Origin of the sequence: Micromonospora sp. WMMD975 (assembly GCF_029581215.1) — a bacterium.
Classification (GTDB): domain Bacteria; phylum Actinomycetota; class Actinomycetes; order Mycobacteriales; family Micromonosporaceae; genus Micromonospora.
The window spans coordinates 219,116-237,220 of record NZ_CP120739.1; the positions used below are offsets into that span (position 1 = coordinate 219,116).

The 18,105-nt window shown below is 74.2% G+C and carries 16 protein-coding genes; 9 read left to right on the forward strand and 7 right to left on the reverse strand.

Going from position 1 to position 18,105, the window contains the following annotated elements; genetic code table 11:
• Nucleotides 1–13: 13 nt before the first annotated feature.
• A complete protein-coding gene (locus O7613_RS01015) occupies nucleotides 14–1,300 on the reverse strand; it encodes a nicotinate phosphoribosyltransferase (RefSeq protein WP_282291504.1) in 1,287 nt (428 codons plus the stop codon).
• A gap of 16 nt (nucleotides 1,301–1,316) precedes the next feature.
• Entirely contained in the window at nucleotides 1,317–3,989 is a 2,673-nt protein-coding gene (locus tag O7613_RS01020) for a LuxR family transcriptional regulator (RefSeq protein WP_282291506.1), read from the reverse strand.
• 193 nt (nucleotides 3,990–4,182) lie between these two features.
• On the opposite strand from O7613_RS01020, the gene O7613_RS01025 reads away from it, so the two are divergent.
• From O7613_RS01025 to rdgB, 9 genes are all read left to right on the forward strand, one after another.
• Nucleotides 4,183–5,751 carry a hypothetical protein gene (locus tag O7613_RS01025; protein ID WP_282291508.1) on the forward strand — a complete coding sequence of 523 codons (1,569 nt, stop codon included), beginning with the start codon at nucleotides 4,183–4,185 and terminating at the stop codon, nucleotides 5,749–5,751.
• 115 nt (nucleotides 5,752–5,866) lie between these two features.
• Entirely contained in the window at nucleotides 5,867–6,157 is a 291-nt protein-coding gene (gene clpS, locus O7613_RS01030) for an ATP-dependent Clp protease adapter ClpS (RefSeq protein WP_281584665.1), read from the forward strand.
• Nucleotides 6,154–6,657, forward strand: coding sequence for a DUF2017 domain-containing protein (locus O7613_RS01035; RefSeq protein WP_281584664.1), 504 nt, complete (start codon nucleotides 6,154–6,156; stop codon nucleotides 6,655–6,657). The genes clpS and O7613_RS01035 overlap by 4 nt, the downstream gene beginning before the upstream one ends.
• A 55-nt stretch (nucleotides 6,658–6,712) precedes the next feature.
• Nucleotides 6,713–7,201 (forward strand): M67 family metallopeptidase, encoded by a 489-nt coding sequence (locus O7613_RS01040; protein ID WP_281584663.1) that lies wholly within the window; start codon nucleotides 6,713–6,715, stop codon nucleotides 7,199–7,201.
• A gap of 68 nt (nucleotides 7,202–7,269) precedes the next feature.
• Nucleotides 7,270–7,644: a MoaD/ThiS family protein gene (locus tag O7613_RS01045; RefSeq protein WP_281584662.1), complete on the forward strand. Its 375-nt coding sequence runs from the start codon at nucleotides 7,270–7,272 to the stop codon at nucleotides 7,642–7,644.
• Between the two features lie 12 nt (nucleotides 7,645–7,656).
• Nucleotides 7,657–8,622: a pyridoxal-phosphate dependent enzyme gene (locus tag O7613_RS01050; RefSeq protein ID WP_281584661.1), complete on the forward strand. Its 966-nt coding sequence runs from the start codon at nucleotides 7,657–7,659 to the stop codon at nucleotides 8,620–8,622.
• Nucleotides 8,623–8,849: 227 nt separating this feature from the next.
• Nucleotides 8,850–9,596, forward strand: a complete 747-nt coding sequence (locus O7613_RS01055) for an MBL fold metallo-hydrolase (RefSeq protein ID WP_281584660.1) — start codon at nucleotides 8,850–8,852, stop codon at nucleotides 9,594–9,596.
• A gap of 66 nt (nucleotides 9,597–9,662) precedes the next feature.
• On the forward strand, nucleotides 9,663–10,391 hold the full coding sequence (rph, locus tag O7613_RS01060) for a ribonuclease PH (protein ID WP_282291510.1): 729 nt from the start codon (nucleotides 9,663–9,665) through the stop codon (nucleotides 10,389–10,391).
• Nucleotides 10,388–11,011 carry an RdgB/HAM1 family non-canonical purine NTP pyrophosphatase gene (rdgB, locus tag O7613_RS01065; protein WP_281584658.1) on the forward strand — a complete coding sequence of 208 codons (624 nt, stop codon included), beginning with the start codon at nucleotides 10,388–10,390 and terminating at the stop codon, nucleotides 11,009–11,011. Before rph ends, rdgB begins: the two co-directional genes overlap by 4 nt.
• A gap of 142 nt (nucleotides 11,012–11,153) precedes the next feature.
• Here rdgB and hutH read toward each other — a convergent pair whose 3' ends face one another.
• From hutH to hutU, 5 genes are read right to left on the reverse strand one after another with little or no spacing between them, the layout of a single operon-like run.
• Nucleotides 11,154–12,692: a histidine ammonia-lyase gene (hutH, locus tag O7613_RS01070; RefSeq protein ID WP_282291512.1), complete on the reverse strand. Its 1,539-nt coding sequence runs from the start codon at nucleotides 12,690–12,692 to the stop codon at nucleotides 11,154–11,156.
• Nucleotides 12,689–13,852 (reverse strand): imidazolonepropionase, encoded by a 1,164-nt coding sequence (gene hutI / locus O7613_RS01075; RefSeq protein ID WP_282294447.1) that lies wholly within the window; start codon nucleotides 13,850–13,852, stop codon nucleotides 12,689–12,691. The genes hutH and hutI overlap by 4 nt, the downstream gene beginning before the upstream one ends.
• On the reverse strand, nucleotides 13,852–15,198 hold the full coding sequence (locus O7613_RS01080; protein WP_282294448.1) for a formimidoylglutamate deiminase: 1,347 nt from the start codon (nucleotides 15,196–15,198) through the stop codon (nucleotides 13,852–13,854). Before O7613_RS01080 ends, hutI begins: the two co-directional genes overlap by 1 nt.
• Entirely contained in the window at nucleotides 15,195–16,415 is a 1,221-nt protein-coding gene (locus tag O7613_RS01085) for an allantoate amidohydrolase (RefSeq protein ID WP_282291513.1), read from the reverse strand. The genes O7613_RS01080 and O7613_RS01085 overlap by 4 nt, the downstream gene beginning before the upstream one ends.
• Nucleotides 16,409–18,103, reverse strand: a complete 1,695-nt coding sequence (hutU, locus tag O7613_RS01090) for a urocanate hydratase (protein WP_282291514.1) — start codon at nucleotides 18,101–18,103, stop codon at nucleotides 16,409–16,411. Before hutU ends, O7613_RS01085 begins: the two co-directional genes overlap by 7 nt.
• Between the last annotated feature and the right edge of the window lie 2 nt (nucleotides 18,104–18,105).

An 18,105-nucleotide genomic window follows, 5' to 3' on the forward strand; every position in this document is an offset into this window, starting at 1 on the left:
GGTCGATCCTTCCTCAGGTCGCGGGTACGACGGTCAGCGGCACGGCGGGGTCGCCGCCGGAGAGCTTGAGCCCCTCCCACGGGATGGAGATCAGGCACTGCCGCAGGTGCTCCCGGGACTCGTCCAGGGTGGGCAGCGGCACCGGTTCGCCGGACACCACGTACGAGTGTTGGAGCAGCCGGTCGTTGGGCTGCCGGTCGGGCACCCCCTGCGGGACGACGACCTCCTCGGTGGCGGTGCCGGTCGGCTTGTGCCGGCGGACGGCCACCTTCCGGCCGCCGATGGTGGCCTTGTGCTCGGAGCGCTTGACCACCGGCCGCCCCTCCACCTCGACCAGCTTGTAGACCAGCCCGGCGGTGGGCGCGCCGGAGCCGGTCACCACCGCGGTGCCGGCGCCGTACATGTCGACCGGCTCGGCGGCGAGTGCGGCGATCGCGTACTCGTCCAGGTCACCCGAGACGATGATCTTGGTTTCGGTGGCGCCGAGCGAGTCGAGCAGCTCGCGGGACTGCTGGGCGATCACCGCGAGGTCACCGGAGTCGATCCGGACCGCCCGCAGCTCCGGACCCGCCACCGCGATCGCGTTACGGATGCCCTGGGCGATGTCGTACGTGTCGACGAGCAGCGTGGTGTCCTTGCCCAGCGTGGCTACCTGGGACGCGAACGCCGCCCGTTCGTCGTCGTGCAGCAGGGTGAACGCGTGCGCGGCGGTGCCCGCGGTCGGGATGCCGTAGCGCTGCCCGGCGGCCAGGTTGGAGGTGAACCGGAACCCGGCGAGGTAAGCCGACCGCGCGGCGGCCACCGCGGCCTCCTCGTGCGCCCGGCGGGACCCCATCTCGATGAGCGCGCGGCCCCGGGCGGCGGTGACCATCCGGGCCGCCGCCGCGGCGATCGCGCAGTCGTGGTTGAGCACCGACAGCACGAGCGTCTCCAGCACCACGCACTCGGCGAACGTGCCCGACACGGTGAGGATCGGCGAGCCGGGGAAGAACAGCTCGCCCTCGGCGTAGCCGTCGACGTCGCCGGTGAAGCGGTAGTCGGCGAGCCACTGTGCGGCCCGCTCGTCGACCACCCCGGTGCGGCGGAGGTAGTCGATCTCGGCCGGGTCGAACCGGAAGTCGCGGATCATCTCGATCAGCCGGCCGGTGCCGGCGACCACCCCGTAGCGGCGGCCGGCCGGGAGCCGCCGGCTGAACACCTCGAAGACGCAGCGCCGGTCGGCGGTGCCGTCGGAGAGCGCGGCGCTGACCATGGTCAGCTCGTACTGGTCGGTCAACAGCGCGGGGCGAAGGGTGCTCACCACCCCAGCCTAGAGTTCAGGCCGGATCCGTGCCCTCGTGCCCCGGCATCGAGCGCAGCGCGGCCCGCAGCTCGCCGCGTCGGGCGACGCCGAGCTTGCTGTAGACGCGCTGCAGGTGGTTCTCCACGGTGCGGGTGGAGAGATAGAGCCGGGCGGCGATGGCGCGGCTGGTCAGCCCCGCGGCGGCGAGGTGGGCGATCTCCCACTCGCGGTCGCTGAGCGCGGGGCGGAGCAGCCGCAGCGCCGGCGTGGAGATCTCGTCGCAGCGGCGCAGCAGGTCGGCGAGGCGTTCCCGGACCGGCCCGGGCTCGCCGGCGCGGGCGTCCCGCATCCGGTGCAGCGCCATCGCGGTCGCCTCGGCTGCCCAGACGACCAGCTCGCGGTCGGCGAAGCCGTCGGCCACCGCGAGCAGGTCGTCCGGGGAGCCGTGGGACGCGGCCCGGCCGTATCTGGCGACAAGCGGCGGCAACACGCCGTCGACCTGCTCGGAAAGCTCGGCCAGGCGCTGCGCCACCGTGCGCCGGCCGCCGTCGGTGCAGGTCGGCCCCACCGGCGCGGCGGCCTGGTCGAACCGGACCAGGTCGAGCAGGACGAGCAGCTCGTGGCCGGAGAGGCCGTCCTCGCGCAGCCGGTCGGCAAGCGCGCAGAGGTGCTTGGTGGCGCCGGGCAGGTCGCCGGCCGCCGCCTGCGTCGCGCCCCGGGCCTGTTCCAGCCACGGGTAGAGGACGGCCATCCCGGGCGCGTGCGTCCGGTCCGCCTCGGCCATCGCCTCGGTCGCGTGCTCCGCGTCCCCGCACAACGCCGCGGCCTGGGCGCGTTCGGCGTGCGCCAGCCCGGCGTACACCCGGCTGGTGGCGAGCACCGCGCAGGCGCCCAGGCTGGTCTTGAGCGCGTCTCCGCCGCGCCCGCGCAGTCGCGCCGCGTACGCCTGGAGGATGGCCAGGTAGCCGGTGCCGAGCCGGAAGTCGCCGGCGCCGGCCAGGTCGGCGAACTCGTCGGCGACGATCGCGTCGATGCCGGCCAGGTCGCCGGAGAGCGCCAGCCGGGTGCCCCGGGCCAGCTCCATGGCGAGCTGGAGGTAGGGCATGTCGGACCGCCAGCACGCCGCCTCGGCCTGCACCCGGGCGATCGCGGTCGCGCTGCGGTGGTATCGCCCCTGGGCGGCCTGGAGGTGGGCGAGGGTGCAGCGGGCGAGTTCCCGGGCGGCCATCGGGGCGGCCGGGCGGTCCAGCACCTCCTGGGCCAGCCGCACCGCGACGTCGATGTCCATCCGGTGCAACCGCATGATGGCCTCGAAGGCGCGCACCCGGGCCCGGTCCGCGGGGTCGGTCAGCTCCGCGCCGCGGGCGGCGATCTCCTCCACCGTGGACTCGCGGTTGAGCCCCCAGTAGCTGACCATGCCCCGGACGGTCAACCAACGGCTGCGCCGCCGGTCGTCGCGGATCTCCCCGGCGACCTGGTCGAGCACCCGGAGCGCCTCCTCCGGCCGGTCACCGAACATCAGGATGGTGGCGAGTAGCTCCGCCGCGTCCGTGCCGCCGCCGGCCTCCAGCGCGGCCCGGGCCAGCCGGGTGGCAAGCGGCACGTCGTACCGGCCGAACGCCTGCACGGCCGCGTCCAGCAGCAGCTCCACGTTCTGCGCCGTACCCGAGTCGAGCCGCCACACCGCGACCCGGAGCAGGTCGTCCCGACGGCGCTTGCCGACCTGTTCCAGCAACCCGGCCAGGGTGGCCTGGAGCCGGCGGGTGCGGCTGACCGGGCAGTGCCGGCGCATCACCTCGCCGTAGAGCGGGTGGGCCAGGCGGACGTCGAGGCGCCTGTCGTCGCGGACCATGGCGATGAGCCCGCGCTCCTCGGCCACCTCCACGTCGGTCGGCTCGACCGCCTGCTCCAGCAGGTGCAGCCCCAGCGGCTCGCCGAAGGCGACCAGCTCCACCACCGCCCGGACCCCGGGGGTGAGCTGGCCGATCCGGGCGTCGATCAGGTCGGTGAGGCTGGGCGCCAGCTCCAGCCGGCCGGTCCACTTCCAGATCCCGTACGTGCGCCGGAGCTCGTGGTCGGCGGCCAGCACCAGCTCGCGCAGCAGCAGCGGGTTGCCGGCGGAGAGCCGGAACAGCCGGTCGGAGGAGCCGGCGTCGACCGGGCCACCGAGGATCGCGGCGAGCAGCCCGGTGGTCTCGCCACGGTCGAGCGGACCCAACTCGACCAGGTCGGCCAGGTCGTCGGTCCACAGGGCGCGGATCGGCAGCGGGATCTGCTCGCCGTTGCGCAGCGTCCCGATCACCCGGGCGTTCTCCGCGCGGGCGATCAGGTGTACGAGCGCCGCCGAGGGCGGGTCGAGCAGGTGCGCGTCGTCGATGGCCAGCACGATCGGGCGGCCGGCGGCCTGCTCCTGGAGCAGGTCCACACCCCAGCGCAGGATCCCGGCGGGGGAGAGGCCCTGCGGCTGGGCGGCGGGGAGCATCTGGACCAGCCCGCCGAAGGGCAGGGCGGCCGTGGTGGCGCTGGCGGCGACCGACCAGATCGCGTACCGCTCGGGGGAGAGCGCGGCCACCCCCTCCCGCAGCAGGCGACTCTTGCCGACCCCCGCGTCGCCGCTGAACAGCAGCCCTCGGCCGTCCGGGCCGCCGATCGCCGACAACAGACGGTGGAGTTCATCCGTTCGGCCGACGAACTTCCACCTGCTCATCGACGCAGCATATCGATGATGATCCGGTCGTGCGCGGATGGTCACGCAGCGAAGTTGAGTAATTCGCCCGTTATTCGTGAGTAGCAGATGTGTTCGGTGTCGGATGCGCGACACCCGTACGCTTCGGACATCCCTGCCAGGGAAAATCCCCGCGACCGGGTCCGGCCCGGTCGCCTCACCGGGAGGCCGCCTGATGAAGCCGGGTCCGCTCCCTGCGGTCGACGTGCCCGATCCGGGCGGGCGCGCCGACCCACCGCGGTGCGTCCCGCTGCCCATCCGGCTCGGCCTGACCGAACCCGGGCCGGGCGAGCCGCTCGCCGTCGTCGTGGCCGGCCCGGCCAGCGCGGGCCGGCGTGAGCTGATCGCCGGTCTGCTCGGCACGCCGGCCGGGACCCTGGTCGTGCCGAGCGGCAGCCACCTGCTTGTCAACCACGCTTCGGTCGCCACCCGGGCGGCGTACGTGCCGGGCTACCGCCAGCCGCACGCCTACAGCCCCGACCCGCTCGCCGCCGGCCCCGCGCTGGCCCGGCCGCCGCGCCGGGTCGAGCTCAGCCTGCCCGAGGTGCTGCTGCGGCACTTCGCGGTGCTCGACGCGCCGGACACCACCGCCCTCGGCGTGGCCGGTGGCCGGGTGCTGCGGGACGCCGTGGGCCGGGCCGGGGCGTTGCTCTTCGTGATCTCCGCCGACCAGACGTTCAGCGCCGGCGAGCTGCACCTGCTGGCCGAGGTGGCGCACGCCCGGGTCACGGTGTTCTTCGCCGTCACCCCCGGGGTCAGCGGCGGGGTGGCGGCGCCGGACGGCGGGACGGCGGTGGGTACGGGGGTGTCCGTGCCGTCCGTCCGGCTCGGTTCCGCCGGCCGGCTCGGTTCCGCCGGCCGGCTCGACCCGGTGGTGGTCTCCATCGCGGCCCACCGCGCGGCGCTGCTGGCCGCGGTGCCGGCGCTCGCGGCGGCCCAGTGGTTCCCGGCCCGCCCGGCGGGGCTGCCGCACCTGCGCCGGGCGCTTGTCGGCTGGGCCGTGGACGAGGGGCTGCGCCGGGCCGCCGCCCGCCCGCCGGAGCCGCCCGGCACGCACGGCCGGGTGCCGGTGCTGGCCGGCGTCGACCCGGCCGATCTGGGCGACCGGCTGGACCGCCAAACCCGCTCCTGCGCCCAGCGGATCCGCCAGCACCTCGCGCTGGAGCTGGCGAACATCCACCTGCGGGTGGTGCAGGAGATCGTCTTCGGGGTCGGTTGCGCCGGGCTGCCGCAGTTGCTCGACCGTGAGCTGGAGGCGTTGTCGATGCTCGCCACCGCGCAGTGCGACGAGGCGGTCCGGAGCATCCTCGACGACGCCGCCGCCCGCACCTTCGGCGGTCCGCTCGCCGAGGGCGTACGCCGCCGGATCACCCACGCCGTGCGCGGGGGCCTGGCCGACCACCCGGACGGTCGGGAGCTGGACCGGGTACTCCTGGTCACCAGCACGGCCGGGGTCGCCGCGCTGTCCGGCGCCGGGGCCCTGGACGCCCTTGCCGGCCTGCCCGGCGCGGAGCGCGACGAGGTGCTCCCGCCGATCGGCGTGGCGCTCAACGGCGGCTGCTGGCAGCACTGGCGGGCACCCGGCAACGACGACCCGAACGTCGCCCGGTCCTGGGCGCAGCGCGCCCTGCGGGAGGTCGAACTCGACGTGTCCCGCGAGGTGTCCCGCCGCTTCGAGGTGATCCGGCTCTCGCTTGGCGCGGTGCTCGCCGATGCTGTCGACCACGGCATCCTGCTCGCCTGAGCCGGGGGCCGTCGTCGCCGGTCCCGACCCCGTGTCCGCGGTCCCGGCGGGCGATCCCGGCCGCCGCGCCGTTCCGATTCATCGGATCCCCGGATCCGGTGGCACGATGGGGGGCATGGCGGCTCCACAGGTTGCGCCGGTCGAGACGCCGGACACCGACGAGGTGCCGGTCTCCGACCGGCCATGGGTGACGATCGTCTGGGACGATCCGGTCAACCTGATGACGTACGTGACCTGGGTGTTCCAGAAGCTCTTCGGATACAGCCGGGAGAAGGCGGAGCGGCTCATGCTGGACGTGCACCACAAGGGCAAGGCGGTGGTCTCCAGCGGGGCCCGGGAGCGGATGGAGCACGACGCGGCGCAACTGCACGCGTACGGACTGTGGGCGACGGTGGAGAGATCATGAGCATGTTCCGTCGCCGGGGCGACCGCTACGTGGCCAGTTTCGCCGTCGACGAGGTGCGGGTGCTGCGCAAGGTCGCCTCCGAGGTGGTCGGCCTGCTCACCGACGGGTTCGACCACGGCGACCCGGTGGTCGGCCGGCTCTTCCCCGAGGTCTACCCGGACGACGACGCCGGCACCGCCGAGTTCCGCCGCTACACCGAGGGTGACCTGAAGACCGCGAAGATCGACCAGGCCGGCGCGATCCTCGCCGCGCTCCCCGACGGCGACGACGGCGGTGAGGTGCGGCTGGACGCGGAGGCGGCGGAGGCGTGGCTGCGGGCGCTCAACGACGCCCGGCTGGCGATGGGCGTGCGGCTGGAGATCAAGGACGGCACCGACCTGGGTGAGGAGCTCGACGACGCGGTCGCCACCGACCCGGCTTCGTCCCGGGTGTTCCAACTGTCGGTCTACGCCTATCTCGGATATCTCCAGGAGTCCCTGCTCAACGCGCTCATCGACTGAGTGGTGACGGTCGCCACCTCGCCGCTCGCCAGCGCCAGGCGCTAGGCTGGTCGGCGTGCTGAGCATCGACCGGTCGATCATCGACGCGATCGTGGCGCACGCGCGTCGGGACCATCCGGACGAGGCGTGCGGCGTGGTCGCCGGTCCCGTCGGCAGCGACACCCCGACCCGGCACATCCCGATGGACAACGCCGCCCGTTCCATGACCTTCTACGAGTTCGACTCGATGGAGCACCTGCGGGTGTGGCGCGAGATGGACGACCGCGACGAGGAGCCGGTCGTGATCTACCACTCGCACACCGCGACGGAGGCATACCCGTCCCGCACGGACGTCTCCTTCGCCGGCGAGCCGGGCGCGCACTACCTGCTCGTCTCGACCCGTGAGCCCGACGCCGAGGAGATCCGTTCCTTCCGGATCGTCGACGGCGTGGTCACCGAGGAGCCGGTCGAGATCGTGGACGCCGCTGTGGACCCGAACGCCGTCCAGTCCTACATGTTCGGGCAGAGCCCGGCGACGGTCGACTACGAGTGTTCCGGCCGCTGACCCCAGCACCGGCACGCCCTTCCCTTTCCGTCACCCGGCACGACCCTGAACGAGGAGTACGAGACACCATGGCCATCGAGGTTCGCATCCCCACCATCCTGCGCAGCTACACCGGCGGCGCGAAGGTCGTCGAGGGCACCGGCGACACGCTCGCCGACCTGCTCACCGACCTGGACTCCCGGCACGCCGGCCTGCGCGGACGCCTGGTCACCGAGGCCGGCGCGCTGCACCGGTTCGTCAACGTCTACGTCAACGACGAGGACGTCCGCTTCCTCGGCGCGCTCGACGCCAAGCTGAACGACGGCGACAGCGTGACCATCCTGCCCGCCGTGGCGGGTGGCGCGTTCGGCTTCGCCGCGGCAGCGGCGATCGCCTCGCACAGCGCCGCGGCAGCGGCGATCGCGTCGCACGCGGTCTCGGCGCGCGCCACCGTAACCCGCTAGGGGAGGCCCGCCATGGCGCGGTACGACAGCCTGCTCGACGCCTGCGGGGGCACGCCGCTCGTCGGCCTGCCCCGGCTCTCCCCGACGGTGCCCGACGGCGCGCCGCCGGTGCGGCTCTGGGCGAAGCTGGAGGATCGGAACCCGACCGGGAGCATCAAGGACCGCGCGGCGATGTTCATGGTCCGCGCGGCCGAGGAGGCCGGCCGGCTGCGTCCCGGTGACACCATCCTGGAGCCGACGAGCGGCAACACCGGCATCTCGTTGGCCATGGTGGCGAAGCTGCGCGGCTACCGGTTGGTCTGCGTGATGCCGGAGAACGTCTCCACCGAGCGGGTGCAACTGCTCCGGATGTACGGCGCGGAGATCATCTTCTCGCCGGCCGCCGGCGGCTCGAACCAGGCCGTCGCCACCGCGAAGCAGATCGCCGCCGAGCACCCGGACTGGGTGATGCTCTATCAGTACGGCAACGAGGCGAACGCCCGCGCGCACTACGAGACGACCGGGCCGGAGCTGCTGCACGACCTGCCGGGCATCACCCACTTCGTGGCCGGGCTGGGCACCACCGGCACGCTGATGGGCACCGGTCGCTTCCTGCGGGAGAAGGTCGACGACATCCAGATCGTGGCGGCCGAGCCGCGGTACGGCGAGCTGGTCTACGGCCTGCGCAACATCGACGAGGGCTACGTGCCCGAGCTGTACGACGCCGGGGTGCTCTCCCGGCGCTTCTCGGTAGGCACCCGGGACGCCGTGCTGCGCACCCGGCAGCTCGTCGAGGTGGAGGGGATCTTCGCCGGCTTCTCCACCGGCGCGATCCTGCACGCCGCGCTGGCCGTGGCGCACGAGGCGGTCCGTGACGGCCGCCGTGCCGACGTGGCGTTCGTGGTCTGCGACGGCGGCTGGAAATACCTGTCCACCGGCGCGTACGGCGGCACGCTCGCGGACGCCGAGGACGCGCTCGACGGTCAACTCTGGGCCTGACGGCCCGCGGTGGTCCGGCCGGTGGGGACGCCCCCTCCGGCCGGATCGCCGTGTTGTCCCGGATCCGGACGTGTATGGGTGTCACGTTGATGACAACTTCCGGTAGATGATTCTTGCCCGACCGGGCTGCCGCGTAGGCTGCGCAGCGTGGCGAGCGCGTCGATGGTGATCAACGGCGGGGCGGCTGCCGACGCGTCGACTACCCACCGTGAGATCGAGGCAACCGGATGCGACTGACCGTCCTCGGCTGTGCCGGCAGCTTTCCGGGCCCCGAATCACCCTGCTCGGCCTACCTGCTCGAAGCGGAGGGATTCCGCCTCCTGATCGACTTCGGTCCGGGGTCGCTCTCCACGCTCCAGCGTTACGTCGGGTTGCACTCGCCCGACGCCGTGCTCCTCACCCACCTGCACTGCGATCACATGCTCGACGCCGTGTCGTACGTGGTGGTGCGCCGGTACGCCCCGGACGGCCCCTACCCGCCGCTGCCGATGTACGCGCCCTCCGGCGCGCCGGACCGGCTGGCCACCGCGTACGGGCAGGAGGACGCCACGGTCGACGACGTCTACCAGTTCTACGGCCTCCAGCCCGGCACGTTCCCGATCGGCCCGTTCACCGCGACCGTCGACCGGATGAACCACCCCATCGAGACGTACGGGGTGCGGCTGGAGCACGACGGCCGGGTGTTCTGCTACTCGTCGGACACCGCGCCCTGTGAGGCGCTGCTGCGCCTGGCCCAGGGCGCCGACGCCTTCCTCTGCGAGGCCAGCTACCTCGACGGGATGGACAACCCGCCTGACCTGCACCTGACCGGCCGCGAGGCCGGCGAGGCGGCCACCAAGGCGGGGGTGGGCCGGCTGCTGCTCACCCATCTCGTCCCCGCCTGGGGCAGCGAGTCGCACACCGTGGAGTCGGCGGCCGGGGCGTACGCCGGGCCGATCGAGGTGGTCCGGGCCGGCGCCGGCTACGACGTCTGACGACGCGGTCGCGGGCCGGCGGGCACCGGCAGGCGGTGCGATCGGCGTACCACATAGGGTGCAGGCATGGCGCGACCTGACGGGCGGCGGCCCGACCAACTCCGACCGGTGACCCTGACCCGCGGCTGGAGCACCCACCCGGAGGGTTCGGTGCTCGTCGAGTTCGGCGCGACCCGGGTGCTCTGCACGGCGAGCGTCACCGAGGGCGTGCCCCGCTGGCGCAAGGGTTCCGGGCTCGGCTGGGTGACCGCCGAGTACGCGATGCTGCCCCGGGCCACCAACACCCGCTCGGACCGGGAGAGCGTCCGGGGCAAGATCGGCGGCCGGACGCACGAGATCTCCCGGCTGATCGGTCGCAGCCTGCGCGCCTGCGTCGACCTCAAGGCGCTCGGCGAGAACTCGGTCGTGCTCGACTGCGACGTGCTCCAGGCCGACGGCGGCACCCGCACCGCGGCCATCACCGGCGCGTACGTCGCCCTGTACGACGCGGTCACCTGGCTGGCCGAACGCAAGTCGCTCACCGGCCGGGTGGAGAAGGTGATGCACCGCTCGGTGGGCGCGGTGAGCGTCGGGGTGATCGGCGGCGAGCCGATGATCGACCTCTGCTACGCCGAGGACGTGACCGCCGAGGTGGACATGAACGTGGTCTGCACCGGCACCGGTGACTTCGTCGAGGTGCAGGGGACGGGCGAGGCCGGCGTCTTCGCCCGCGACCAGCTCGACGCCCTGCTCGACCTGGGCGTGGCGGGCTGCCTGGAACTGGCCGACGCGCAGCGGAAGGCGCTCAACCTGTGACCGACACCAAGGTGCTCCTGGCCACCCGCAACCGTAAGAAGCTCGTCGAGTTGCAGCGGATCCTGGACGGCGCGCTCGGCGCCCACCGGGTCGCCCTGCTCGGCCTCGACGACGTCGAGGAATATCCGGAGCTGCCGGAGACCGGTCTCACGTTCGGCGAGAACGCGCTGATCAAGGCGCGGGAGGGCTGCCGGCGCACCGGCCTGCCGACGATCGCCGACGACTCCGGCATCGCGGTGGACGCGCTGAACGGCATGCCCGGCGTGTTCAGCGCCCGCTGGTCCGGCCGGCACGGCGACGACCGCGCCAACCTCCAGCTCCTGCTGGACCAGGTGGGCGACGTGCCGGACGAGCATCGCGGCGCCGCGTTCGTGTGCACCGTCGCGTTGGTGCTGCCGGGTGGCAAGGAACACCTGGTCGACGGCCGGCAGCCCGGGCGGCTGCTGCGCGCGCCGCGCGGCGAGGGCGGCTTCGGCTACGACCCGATCTTCCTGGGCGACGGGCAGACCCGCACGAACGCCGAACTGACCCCCGAGGAGAAGGACGCGGTGAGCCACCGCGGCAAGGCCCTGCGCGAGCTGGCCAAGCTGATCGCCAAGGTGCTCCCACCCACCCCTTAACCACCCGCCGCAACCGCCCCGCCCGCCCGCCCGCCGGCCGCGCCCGCCGCGCCCGCCCGGCCCTGATTCACGGAAAGCGTGGCTATTCGCGCGTGGATAGCCACGCTTTCCGTGAATCTGCGCGGGGTCCAGCGCGGGAGGCTCAGCGGAGGGGGCCCAGGTGGTGCTCGATTGCGGTGCGCAGGGCGGGGGTGGCGACGACGGTGCGCGCCGCCTCCATCAGCGGGGCCAGGAAGACGTCCGGGCCTGGGGGGCCGATCGTGTCGCCCAGCACGTCCAGGGCGGCCCGGCCCGCCGGGGACGGCTCCAGCGGCGCGCGGAGCTGGAGCCCGCGTACCGCCGCCAGCAGCTCCACCGCGAGCAGGCTGGTCAGGTTGTCCAGCACGGTACGCAGCTTCCTGGTGGCCGCCCAGCCCATCGAGACGTGGTCCTCCTGCATGCCGCTTGTGGGCAGCGAGTCGACGGAGGCGGGCGCGGCCAGCCGGCGGTTCTCCGCCACGATGCCGGCCGCCGTGTACTGGGCGATCATCAGCCCGGAGTTCACCCCGGCGTCGGGGGAGAGGAACGCGGGCAGGTCCCGGTTGCGGGCGACGTCGAGCAGCCGGTCCACCCGCCGTTCGGCGATCGCGCCCACCTCGGAGGCGGCGATGGCCAGGTAGTCGGCGGCGAAGCCGAGCGGCGCGCCGTGGAAGTTGCCCGTCGACTCGACCCGCCCGTCCGGCAGCACCACCGGGTTGTCCACCACGGACAGCAGCTCCCGGCCGGCCACCACCTCGACGAAGTCGAGCGTGTCCCGGGCCGCGCCGGCCACCTGCGGCGCGCAGCGCATCGAGTACGCGTCCTGCACCGCGTGGGCCAGGTCGTCGCGGTGCGAGTCCATCACGCCCGAGCCCTGGAGCAGCAGGTGGATGTTCGCGGCCGAGGCGGCCTGACCGGGGTGTGGGCGGATGGCGTGCAGTTCGGGCAGGAACGGCCGCTCCGAGCCGAGCATCGCCTCGATCGCGAGCGCCGCGGTGACGTCGGCCATGGCGAACAGGTGCCGCGCGTCCCGGACCGCCAGCAGCAGCATGCCGAGCATGCCGTCGGTGCCGTTGATCAGCGCCAGCCCCTCCTTGGCGGCCAGCTCGATCGGCGTCAGCCCGGCCCGGCGCAGCGCCTCGGCGGCGTCGAGCCGTTCCCCGGCCGGGCCGAGCACCCAGCCCTCGCCGAGTAGCACGAGCGCGCAGTGCGCGAGCGGCGCCAGGTCGCCCGAGGCGCCGAGCGAGCCGTGTTCCGGCACCCACGGGGTGATCTCGTGGTTGAGCAGGTCGACGAGGGCCTCGGCGACGAGCGGGCGGACGCCGGAGCGGCCGAGCGCGAGCGAGCGTACCCGCAGCAGCATCATGGCGCGCACCACCTCGCGGGGCATCGGCGCGCCCACCCCGGCCGCGTGCGAGCGGATCAGCGCGTGCTGCAACTCGGCCCGCCGCTGCGGCGCGACGAACGTGTTGGCGAGCGCCCCGAACCCGGTCGAGACGCCGTACACCGGGCGGCCGGCGGCCTCGATGCCGTCCACGATGGACCGGCTGGTGGCCATGGCCTCGACGGTGGCGGGGTCGAGCACGACCTTGGCGGTGCCGCGGGCGACCGCGAGCACGTCGGCGGGGGAGACCCCGGTGGGCAGGATGGTGACGGTGGTCATCGCGGCACTCCGTTGTGCAGAACCTGGCGGATCAGTGGCACCCCCGGCCGGTAGGCCAGGTGCAGGTGGGTCGGGGCGTCGAGGATGACCAGGTCGGCCCGGGACCCGGGGGTCAGCCGGCCGACGTCGGTGCGGCGCAGCGCCGCCGCACCGCCGGCGGTGGCGGCCCACACCGCCTCCGCCGGGGTCATCCGCATCTCGCGTACGGCGAGCGCGACGCAGAACGGCATCGACGAGGTGTACGACGAGCCGGGGTTGCAGTCGGTCGCCAGCGCCACGGTCACGCCCGCGTCGAGCAGCCGGCGGGCGTCCGGGTAGGGCGACCTGGTGGAGAACTCGGCTCCGGGCAGCAGCGTGGCGACCGTCTCCGCGCCGGCGAGCGCGTCCACGTCGGCGTCGGACAGGTGGGTGCAGTGGTCCACGCTCGCCGCGTCGAGTTCCACTCCGAGCCGCACACCCGGTCCGGGTCCGAGCTGGTTGGCGTGCAGCCGGACGCCCAACCCGGCGGCCTGCCCGCAGGCGAGGATCGCCCGGGCGTGGTCGGCGTCGAACGCGCCACGCTCGCAGAACACGTCGATCCAGCGGGCGTACGGCGCGGCGGCGGCCAGCATCGGCCCGCACACCAGGCCCACGTAGTCGTCCGGGCGGTCGGCGTACTCGGCGGGGACCACGTGTGCGCCCAGGAACGTGGTGTCGTCGGTGAACTCGCCGGCGATCCGCAGCGAGCGGGCCTCGTCGGCGACGGTCAGCCCGTACCCGCTCTTGATCTCGACGGTGGTGGTGCCCTGCCGCAGCATCTCCGCGCGCAGCCGGCCCACGGCGGCACGCAGGTCGTCGTCGGAGGCGGCGCGGGTGGCGCCCACGGTGGTGCGGATGCCGCCGCCGGTGTAGGGCGCGCCGGCCATCCGGGCGGCGAACTCGGCCGCCCGGTCCCCGGCGAAGACCAGGTGGGCGTGGCTGTCCACGAAGCCGGGCAGCACGGCCGCGCCGCCCGCGTCGAGCCGCCGGTCGGCGGCGGGCGCGTAGCGGGCCGGACCGACCCAGGCCACCTGCCCGTCCTCGATCAGCACGGCGGCGTCGCGCCGGACACCCAGCGGGTCGCCGTTGCGGCCGTCGTTGGTGACCAGCTCGCCGATGTTGTCCACCAGCAGGCTGCCGATCATGAGAGCACCGCCGCGATCGCGTCCCGCAACTCGGTGGGGACGTCCACGGTCAGGTGCCGGCCGTCGGCCACCACGGTCCGGCCGTCCACCACCACCTGCGTCACGTCGGCGGCGGTGGCCGCGAAGAACACGCCCACCGGTGGCACCCCGGCGGTGCGGGCGCTGTCCAGGCGTACCGTCACCAGGTCCGCCCGGTCGCCGACGGCGAGCCGGCCGGCGTCGCCCCAGCCGAGCGCGGCGTGGCCGGTGACGGTCGCGGCGGCGAGCAGTTCGGCGGCGTCGAAGTGCCCGCGTTTGCGGGTGCGCAGCCGCTCGTTCAGCTCCACCGCGCGGGCCTCCTCGAACAGGTCGACCACGGCGTGGCTGTCGCTGCCCAGGCTGATCGGGCTGCCCGCCTCGGCGATCCGCCGGGCCGGTCCGATCCCGTCGGCCAGGTCCCGCTCGGTGGTGGGGCAGAGGCAGACGCCGGTGCCGCTGTCGCCGAGCAGCGTGACGTCGGCGGCGGTCGGGTGGGTGGCGTGTACGGCGGTGGTGTGCCGGCCCAGCACGCCGTGGTCGGCGAGCAGGCGGGTCGGGGTGCGGCCGTGCACGGCCCGACAGGCGTCGTTCTCGGCCGGCTGCTCGGAGAGGTGCACGTGCAACGGCAGCCCGTGCCGGTCGGCCCAGCCGGCGACGGTGGCGAGCTGCCCGGCCGGCACCGCGCGCACCGAGTGGATCGCCGCGCCGAGCCGGACGTGCCCGTCGGCCGGGCGGAACGCGTCGACCCGGTCCGCCCAGCGCAGCGCGTCGCCGTCGCCGAACCGGCGCTGCGGCCCGACCAGCTCCGCGCCGTCCACGCCCCCGGTCAGGTAGGCGGCGTCCAGCAGGGTGAGCCGGATCCCGGCGTGCGCGGCGGCCTCCACCAGCGCGGCGGACATCGCGTTCGGGTCGTCGTACGGGGTGCCGCCGGGGCCGTGGTGCAGGTAGTGGAACTCGCCCGCGCAGGTGATCCCGGCGAGCGCCATCTCCGCGTACGCGGCCCGGGCCAGCGCCAGGTAGGAGTCGGGGTCGAGGCGGGCGGCCACCGCGTACATCAGGTCCCGCCAGGACCAGAAGTCGCCCCGACCGGCGTGGGTGCGCCCGCGCAGCGCCCGGTGGAACGCGTGCGAGTGGGCGTTGGCCAGGCCGGGCAGCGTCAGCCCGGGCAGCCGGGTCGCGTCCACCGCCACCCCGGCGGCCGGCGGACCGCCGCCGGTCAGCGGCGTGACCACGGTGAGCCGCCCGTCCGTCGCCTCGATCAGCACGTCCGCTGTCGGCTCGGCGTGGTCGGGCAGCCAGGCGTACTCGGCCAGCCAGCGGGTCAGCGGCATGCCAGCTCCTCCAGCACCCGGGCCAGGGCGGCCACCCCGGCCGCGCAGTCGGCGTCGGTGGCGGACTCGGCCGGGGAGTGCGACACCCCGGTCGGGTTGCGCACGAACAGCATCGCGGTCGGCAGGTGCGCCGCAAGCACCCCGGCGTCGTGCCCGGCACCGGTCGGCAGCACCGGCGCGTCGAGCAGCGTCGCCAGCCGCCGCGCCAGCCCGCCGTCGAACGCGACGAGCGGGGTCGTCGACTCCGGCGTGCAGGTGAGCGCCGTGCCGTCCCGGCGGGCCCGCTCGGTGGCCTTGGCGCGTACCGCCTCGACCAGACCGTACAGCGTCTCCGCCTCGGCGGCCCGCGCGTCCAGCCAACCGGTGACCCGGGACGGGATCGCGTTCGTCGCGTTCGGCTCCACCGACACCCGGCCCACGGTGGCGTGCGCGTCGCGCAGCCGGGCCTCCTTGTTCGCCGCGAGCACGGTGAACGCGAAGGTGAGCATCGGGTCGCGGCGGTCGGCCATCCGGGTCGTACCGGCGTGGTCGCCCTCGCCGGTGACGTCGAACCGCCACCTGCCGTGCGGCCAGATCGCGGACGCCACCGCGACCGGCGCGTCCGCGTCGACGAGCGCGCGGCCCTGCTCGACGTGCAGCTCCACGACGGCCGCGAAGCGGCCGAGCAGGACCGGGTCGGCGCCCGCCGGCCGCTCGCCCAACGCCTCGGCGAAGGTCACCCCGGCCTGGTCGCGCAGCCCGGCCGCGCGGTCGATGTCGATCTCGCCGGTGAGCAGCCTCGACCCCAGGCAGGGTACGCCGAACCGCGCGCCCTCCTCCTCCACGAAGGCGGCCACCACGATCGGCCGGTCCGGGGTGACCAGGGCGGCCCGCAGCTCGTCCACGGCGAGGAACGCGCTGACGATGCCGAGCGGCCCGTCGTACGCCCCGCCGTGCGGCACCGAGTCGAAGTGGCTGCCGGTGAGCACCGCGTCGCCGGCCGCCGGGTCGCCCCACCAGGCGAACAGGTTGCCGTTACCGTCCTCGCTGACCGGCATGCCGCGCCGGTCCGCCTGCTCCCGGAACCAGCCCCGCAGGGCGCGTTCCGGCTCGCTGAGCGCGTACCGCAGGTAGCCGCCGCTGCCGCCGTCCCGCCCGATCGGGGCGATCTCGTCCCACAGCTCCCGGAACCGGTTAGGAAGGGGCCCTTCCGCTACCGAATGCGTTAACAAGGGGCCCCTCCTTGCTCCGCCATCGGGGTGCGGACGCCGGTGCGCGCGGCGACCTCGCGGGCGTCGTCGTAGCCGGCGTCGACGTGCCGGATCACGCCCATCGCCGGGTCGTTGGTGAGCACCCGCTCGATCTTCTGCCCGGCCAGCGCGGAGCCGTCGGCCACGCAGACCTGCCCGGCGTGGATGGACCGGCCGATGCCCACCCCACCGCCGTGGTGGATGGACACCCAGGACGCCCCGCTCGCGGTGTTGACGAGCGCGTTGAGCAGCGGCCAGTCGGCGATCGCGTCGGAGCCGTCGGCCATCGCCTCGGTCTCCCGGTAGGGGCTGGCCACGCTGCCGCAGTCCAGGTGGTCCCGGCCGATCACCACCGGCGCGCTCAACTCGCCCGAGGCGACCATCTCGTTGAACCGCACCCCAGCCTTGTCCCGCTCGCCGTAGCCGAGCCAGCAGATCCGCGCCGGCAGGCCCTGGAACGCCACCCGCTCGCCGGCCATCCGCATCCACCGGGCCAGGGATTCGTTCTCCGGGAACAGGTCGAGGATCGCCCGGTCGGTGGCGGCGATGTCGCGCGGGTCGCCGGAGAGCGCCGCCCACCGGAACGGCCCCTTGCCCGCGCAGAACAGCGGCCGGATGTACGCCGGCACGAAGCCGGGGAAGTCGAACGCCCGCTCGTACCCGCCGAGCTTCGCCTCGCCGCGGATCGAGTTGCCGTAGTCGAAGACCTCCGCGCCCGCGTCGAGGAAACCGACCATCGCCGCCACGTGCTTCGCCATCGACGCCCGCGCCCGGTCGGTGAACTCGGCCGGCTTGGCCACCGCGTAGTCCCGCGCGTCCGCGAGTTCCACCCCCTCCGGCAGGTAGGACAGCGGGTCGTGCGCGCTGGTCTGGTCGGTCACGATGTCGATCTCGACGCCGCGCGCCAGCAGCTCGGGGAAGACGGTGGCCGCGTTGCCCACCACGCCCACGCTGAGCGCCCGCCGGTCCCGCTTCGCGGCCAGTGCGCGGGCGACCGCGTCGTCGAGCGAGTCGGCTATCTCGTCGAGGTAGCGGTCGTGCGCCCGCCGCTCCAGCCGGGACCGATCCACGTCCACGATCAGGCAGACGCCGCCGTTCATGGTGACCGCCAGCGGCTGCGCCCCGCCCATCCCGCCGCACCCGGCGGTGAGGGTGAGGGTACCGGCCAGCGTGCCACCGCTGGATTGCTGCCCGTCGCCGTGGGCGCCGGCGAGCTTTTCGGCGACCGCGGCGAACGTCTCGTAGGTGCCCTGGAGGATGCCCTGGGTGCCGATGTAGATCCACGAGCCGGCGGTCATCTGCCCGTACATGGTCAGGCCCAGCGACTCCAGCCGACGGAACTCCGGCCAGGTGGCCCAGTCACCGACCAGGTTGGAGTTGGCAAGCAGCACCCGCGGCGCCCACTCGTGGGTCCGCATCACCCCGACCGGCCGGCCGGACTGCACCAGCATCGTCTCGTCGTCGCGCAGCTCGGTGAGCGTCCGCACCAGCGCGTGGTAGGACGGCCAGTCCCGGGCCGCCTTCCCGGTGCCGCCGTAGACCACCAGGTCCTCCGGGCGCTCGGCCACCTCCGGGTCGAGGTTGTTCATCAGCATCCGCAGGGCGGCCTCCTGCGGCCACCCCTTCGCGGTGCGTACGGTGCCGCGGGCGGCGCGGACGGGCTGGTGCATCT

Excerpts from the sequence above, each read along its gene's own strand:
- O7613_RS01020 (WP_282291506.1), bottom strand. The coding sequence starts at position 3,989 with ATGAGCAGGTGGAAGTTCGTCGGCCGAACGGATGAACTCCACCGTCTG.
- O7613_RS01025 (WP_282291508.1), top strand. The coding sequence starts at position 4,183 with ATGAAGCCGGGTCCGCTCCCTGCGGTCGACGTGCCCGATCCGGGCGGG.
- clpS (WP_281584665.1), top strand. The coding sequence starts at position 5,867 with ATGGCGGCTCCACAGGTTGCGCCGGTCGAGACGCCGGACACCGACGAG.
- O7613_RS01035 (WP_281584664.1), top strand. The coding sequence starts at position 6,154 with ATGAGCATGTTCCGTCGCCGGGGCGACCGCTACGTGGCCAGTTTCGCC.
- O7613_RS01045 (WP_281584662.1), top strand. The coding sequence starts at position 7,270 with ATGGCCATCGAGGTTCGCATCCCCACCATCCTGCGCAGCTACACCGGC.
- O7613_RS01050 (WP_281584661.1), top strand. The coding sequence starts at position 7,657 with ATGGCGCGGTACGACAGCCTGCTCGACGCCTGCGGGGGCACGCCGCTC.
- O7613_RS01055 (WP_281584660.1), top strand. The coding sequence starts at position 8,850 with ATGCGACTGACCGTCCTCGGCTGTGCCGGCAGCTTTCCGGGCCCCGAA.
- rph (WP_282291510.1), top strand. The coding sequence starts at position 9,663 with ATGGCGCGACCTGACGGGCGGCGGCCCGACCAACTCCGACCGGTGACC.
- hutH (WP_282291512.1), bottom strand. The coding sequence starts at position 12,692 with ATGACCACCGTCACCATCCTGCCCACCGGGGTCTCCCCCGCCGACGTG.
- hutU (WP_282291514.1), bottom strand. The coding sequence starts at position 18,103 with ATGCACCAGCCCGTCCGCGCCGCCCGCGGCACCGTACGCACCGCGAAG.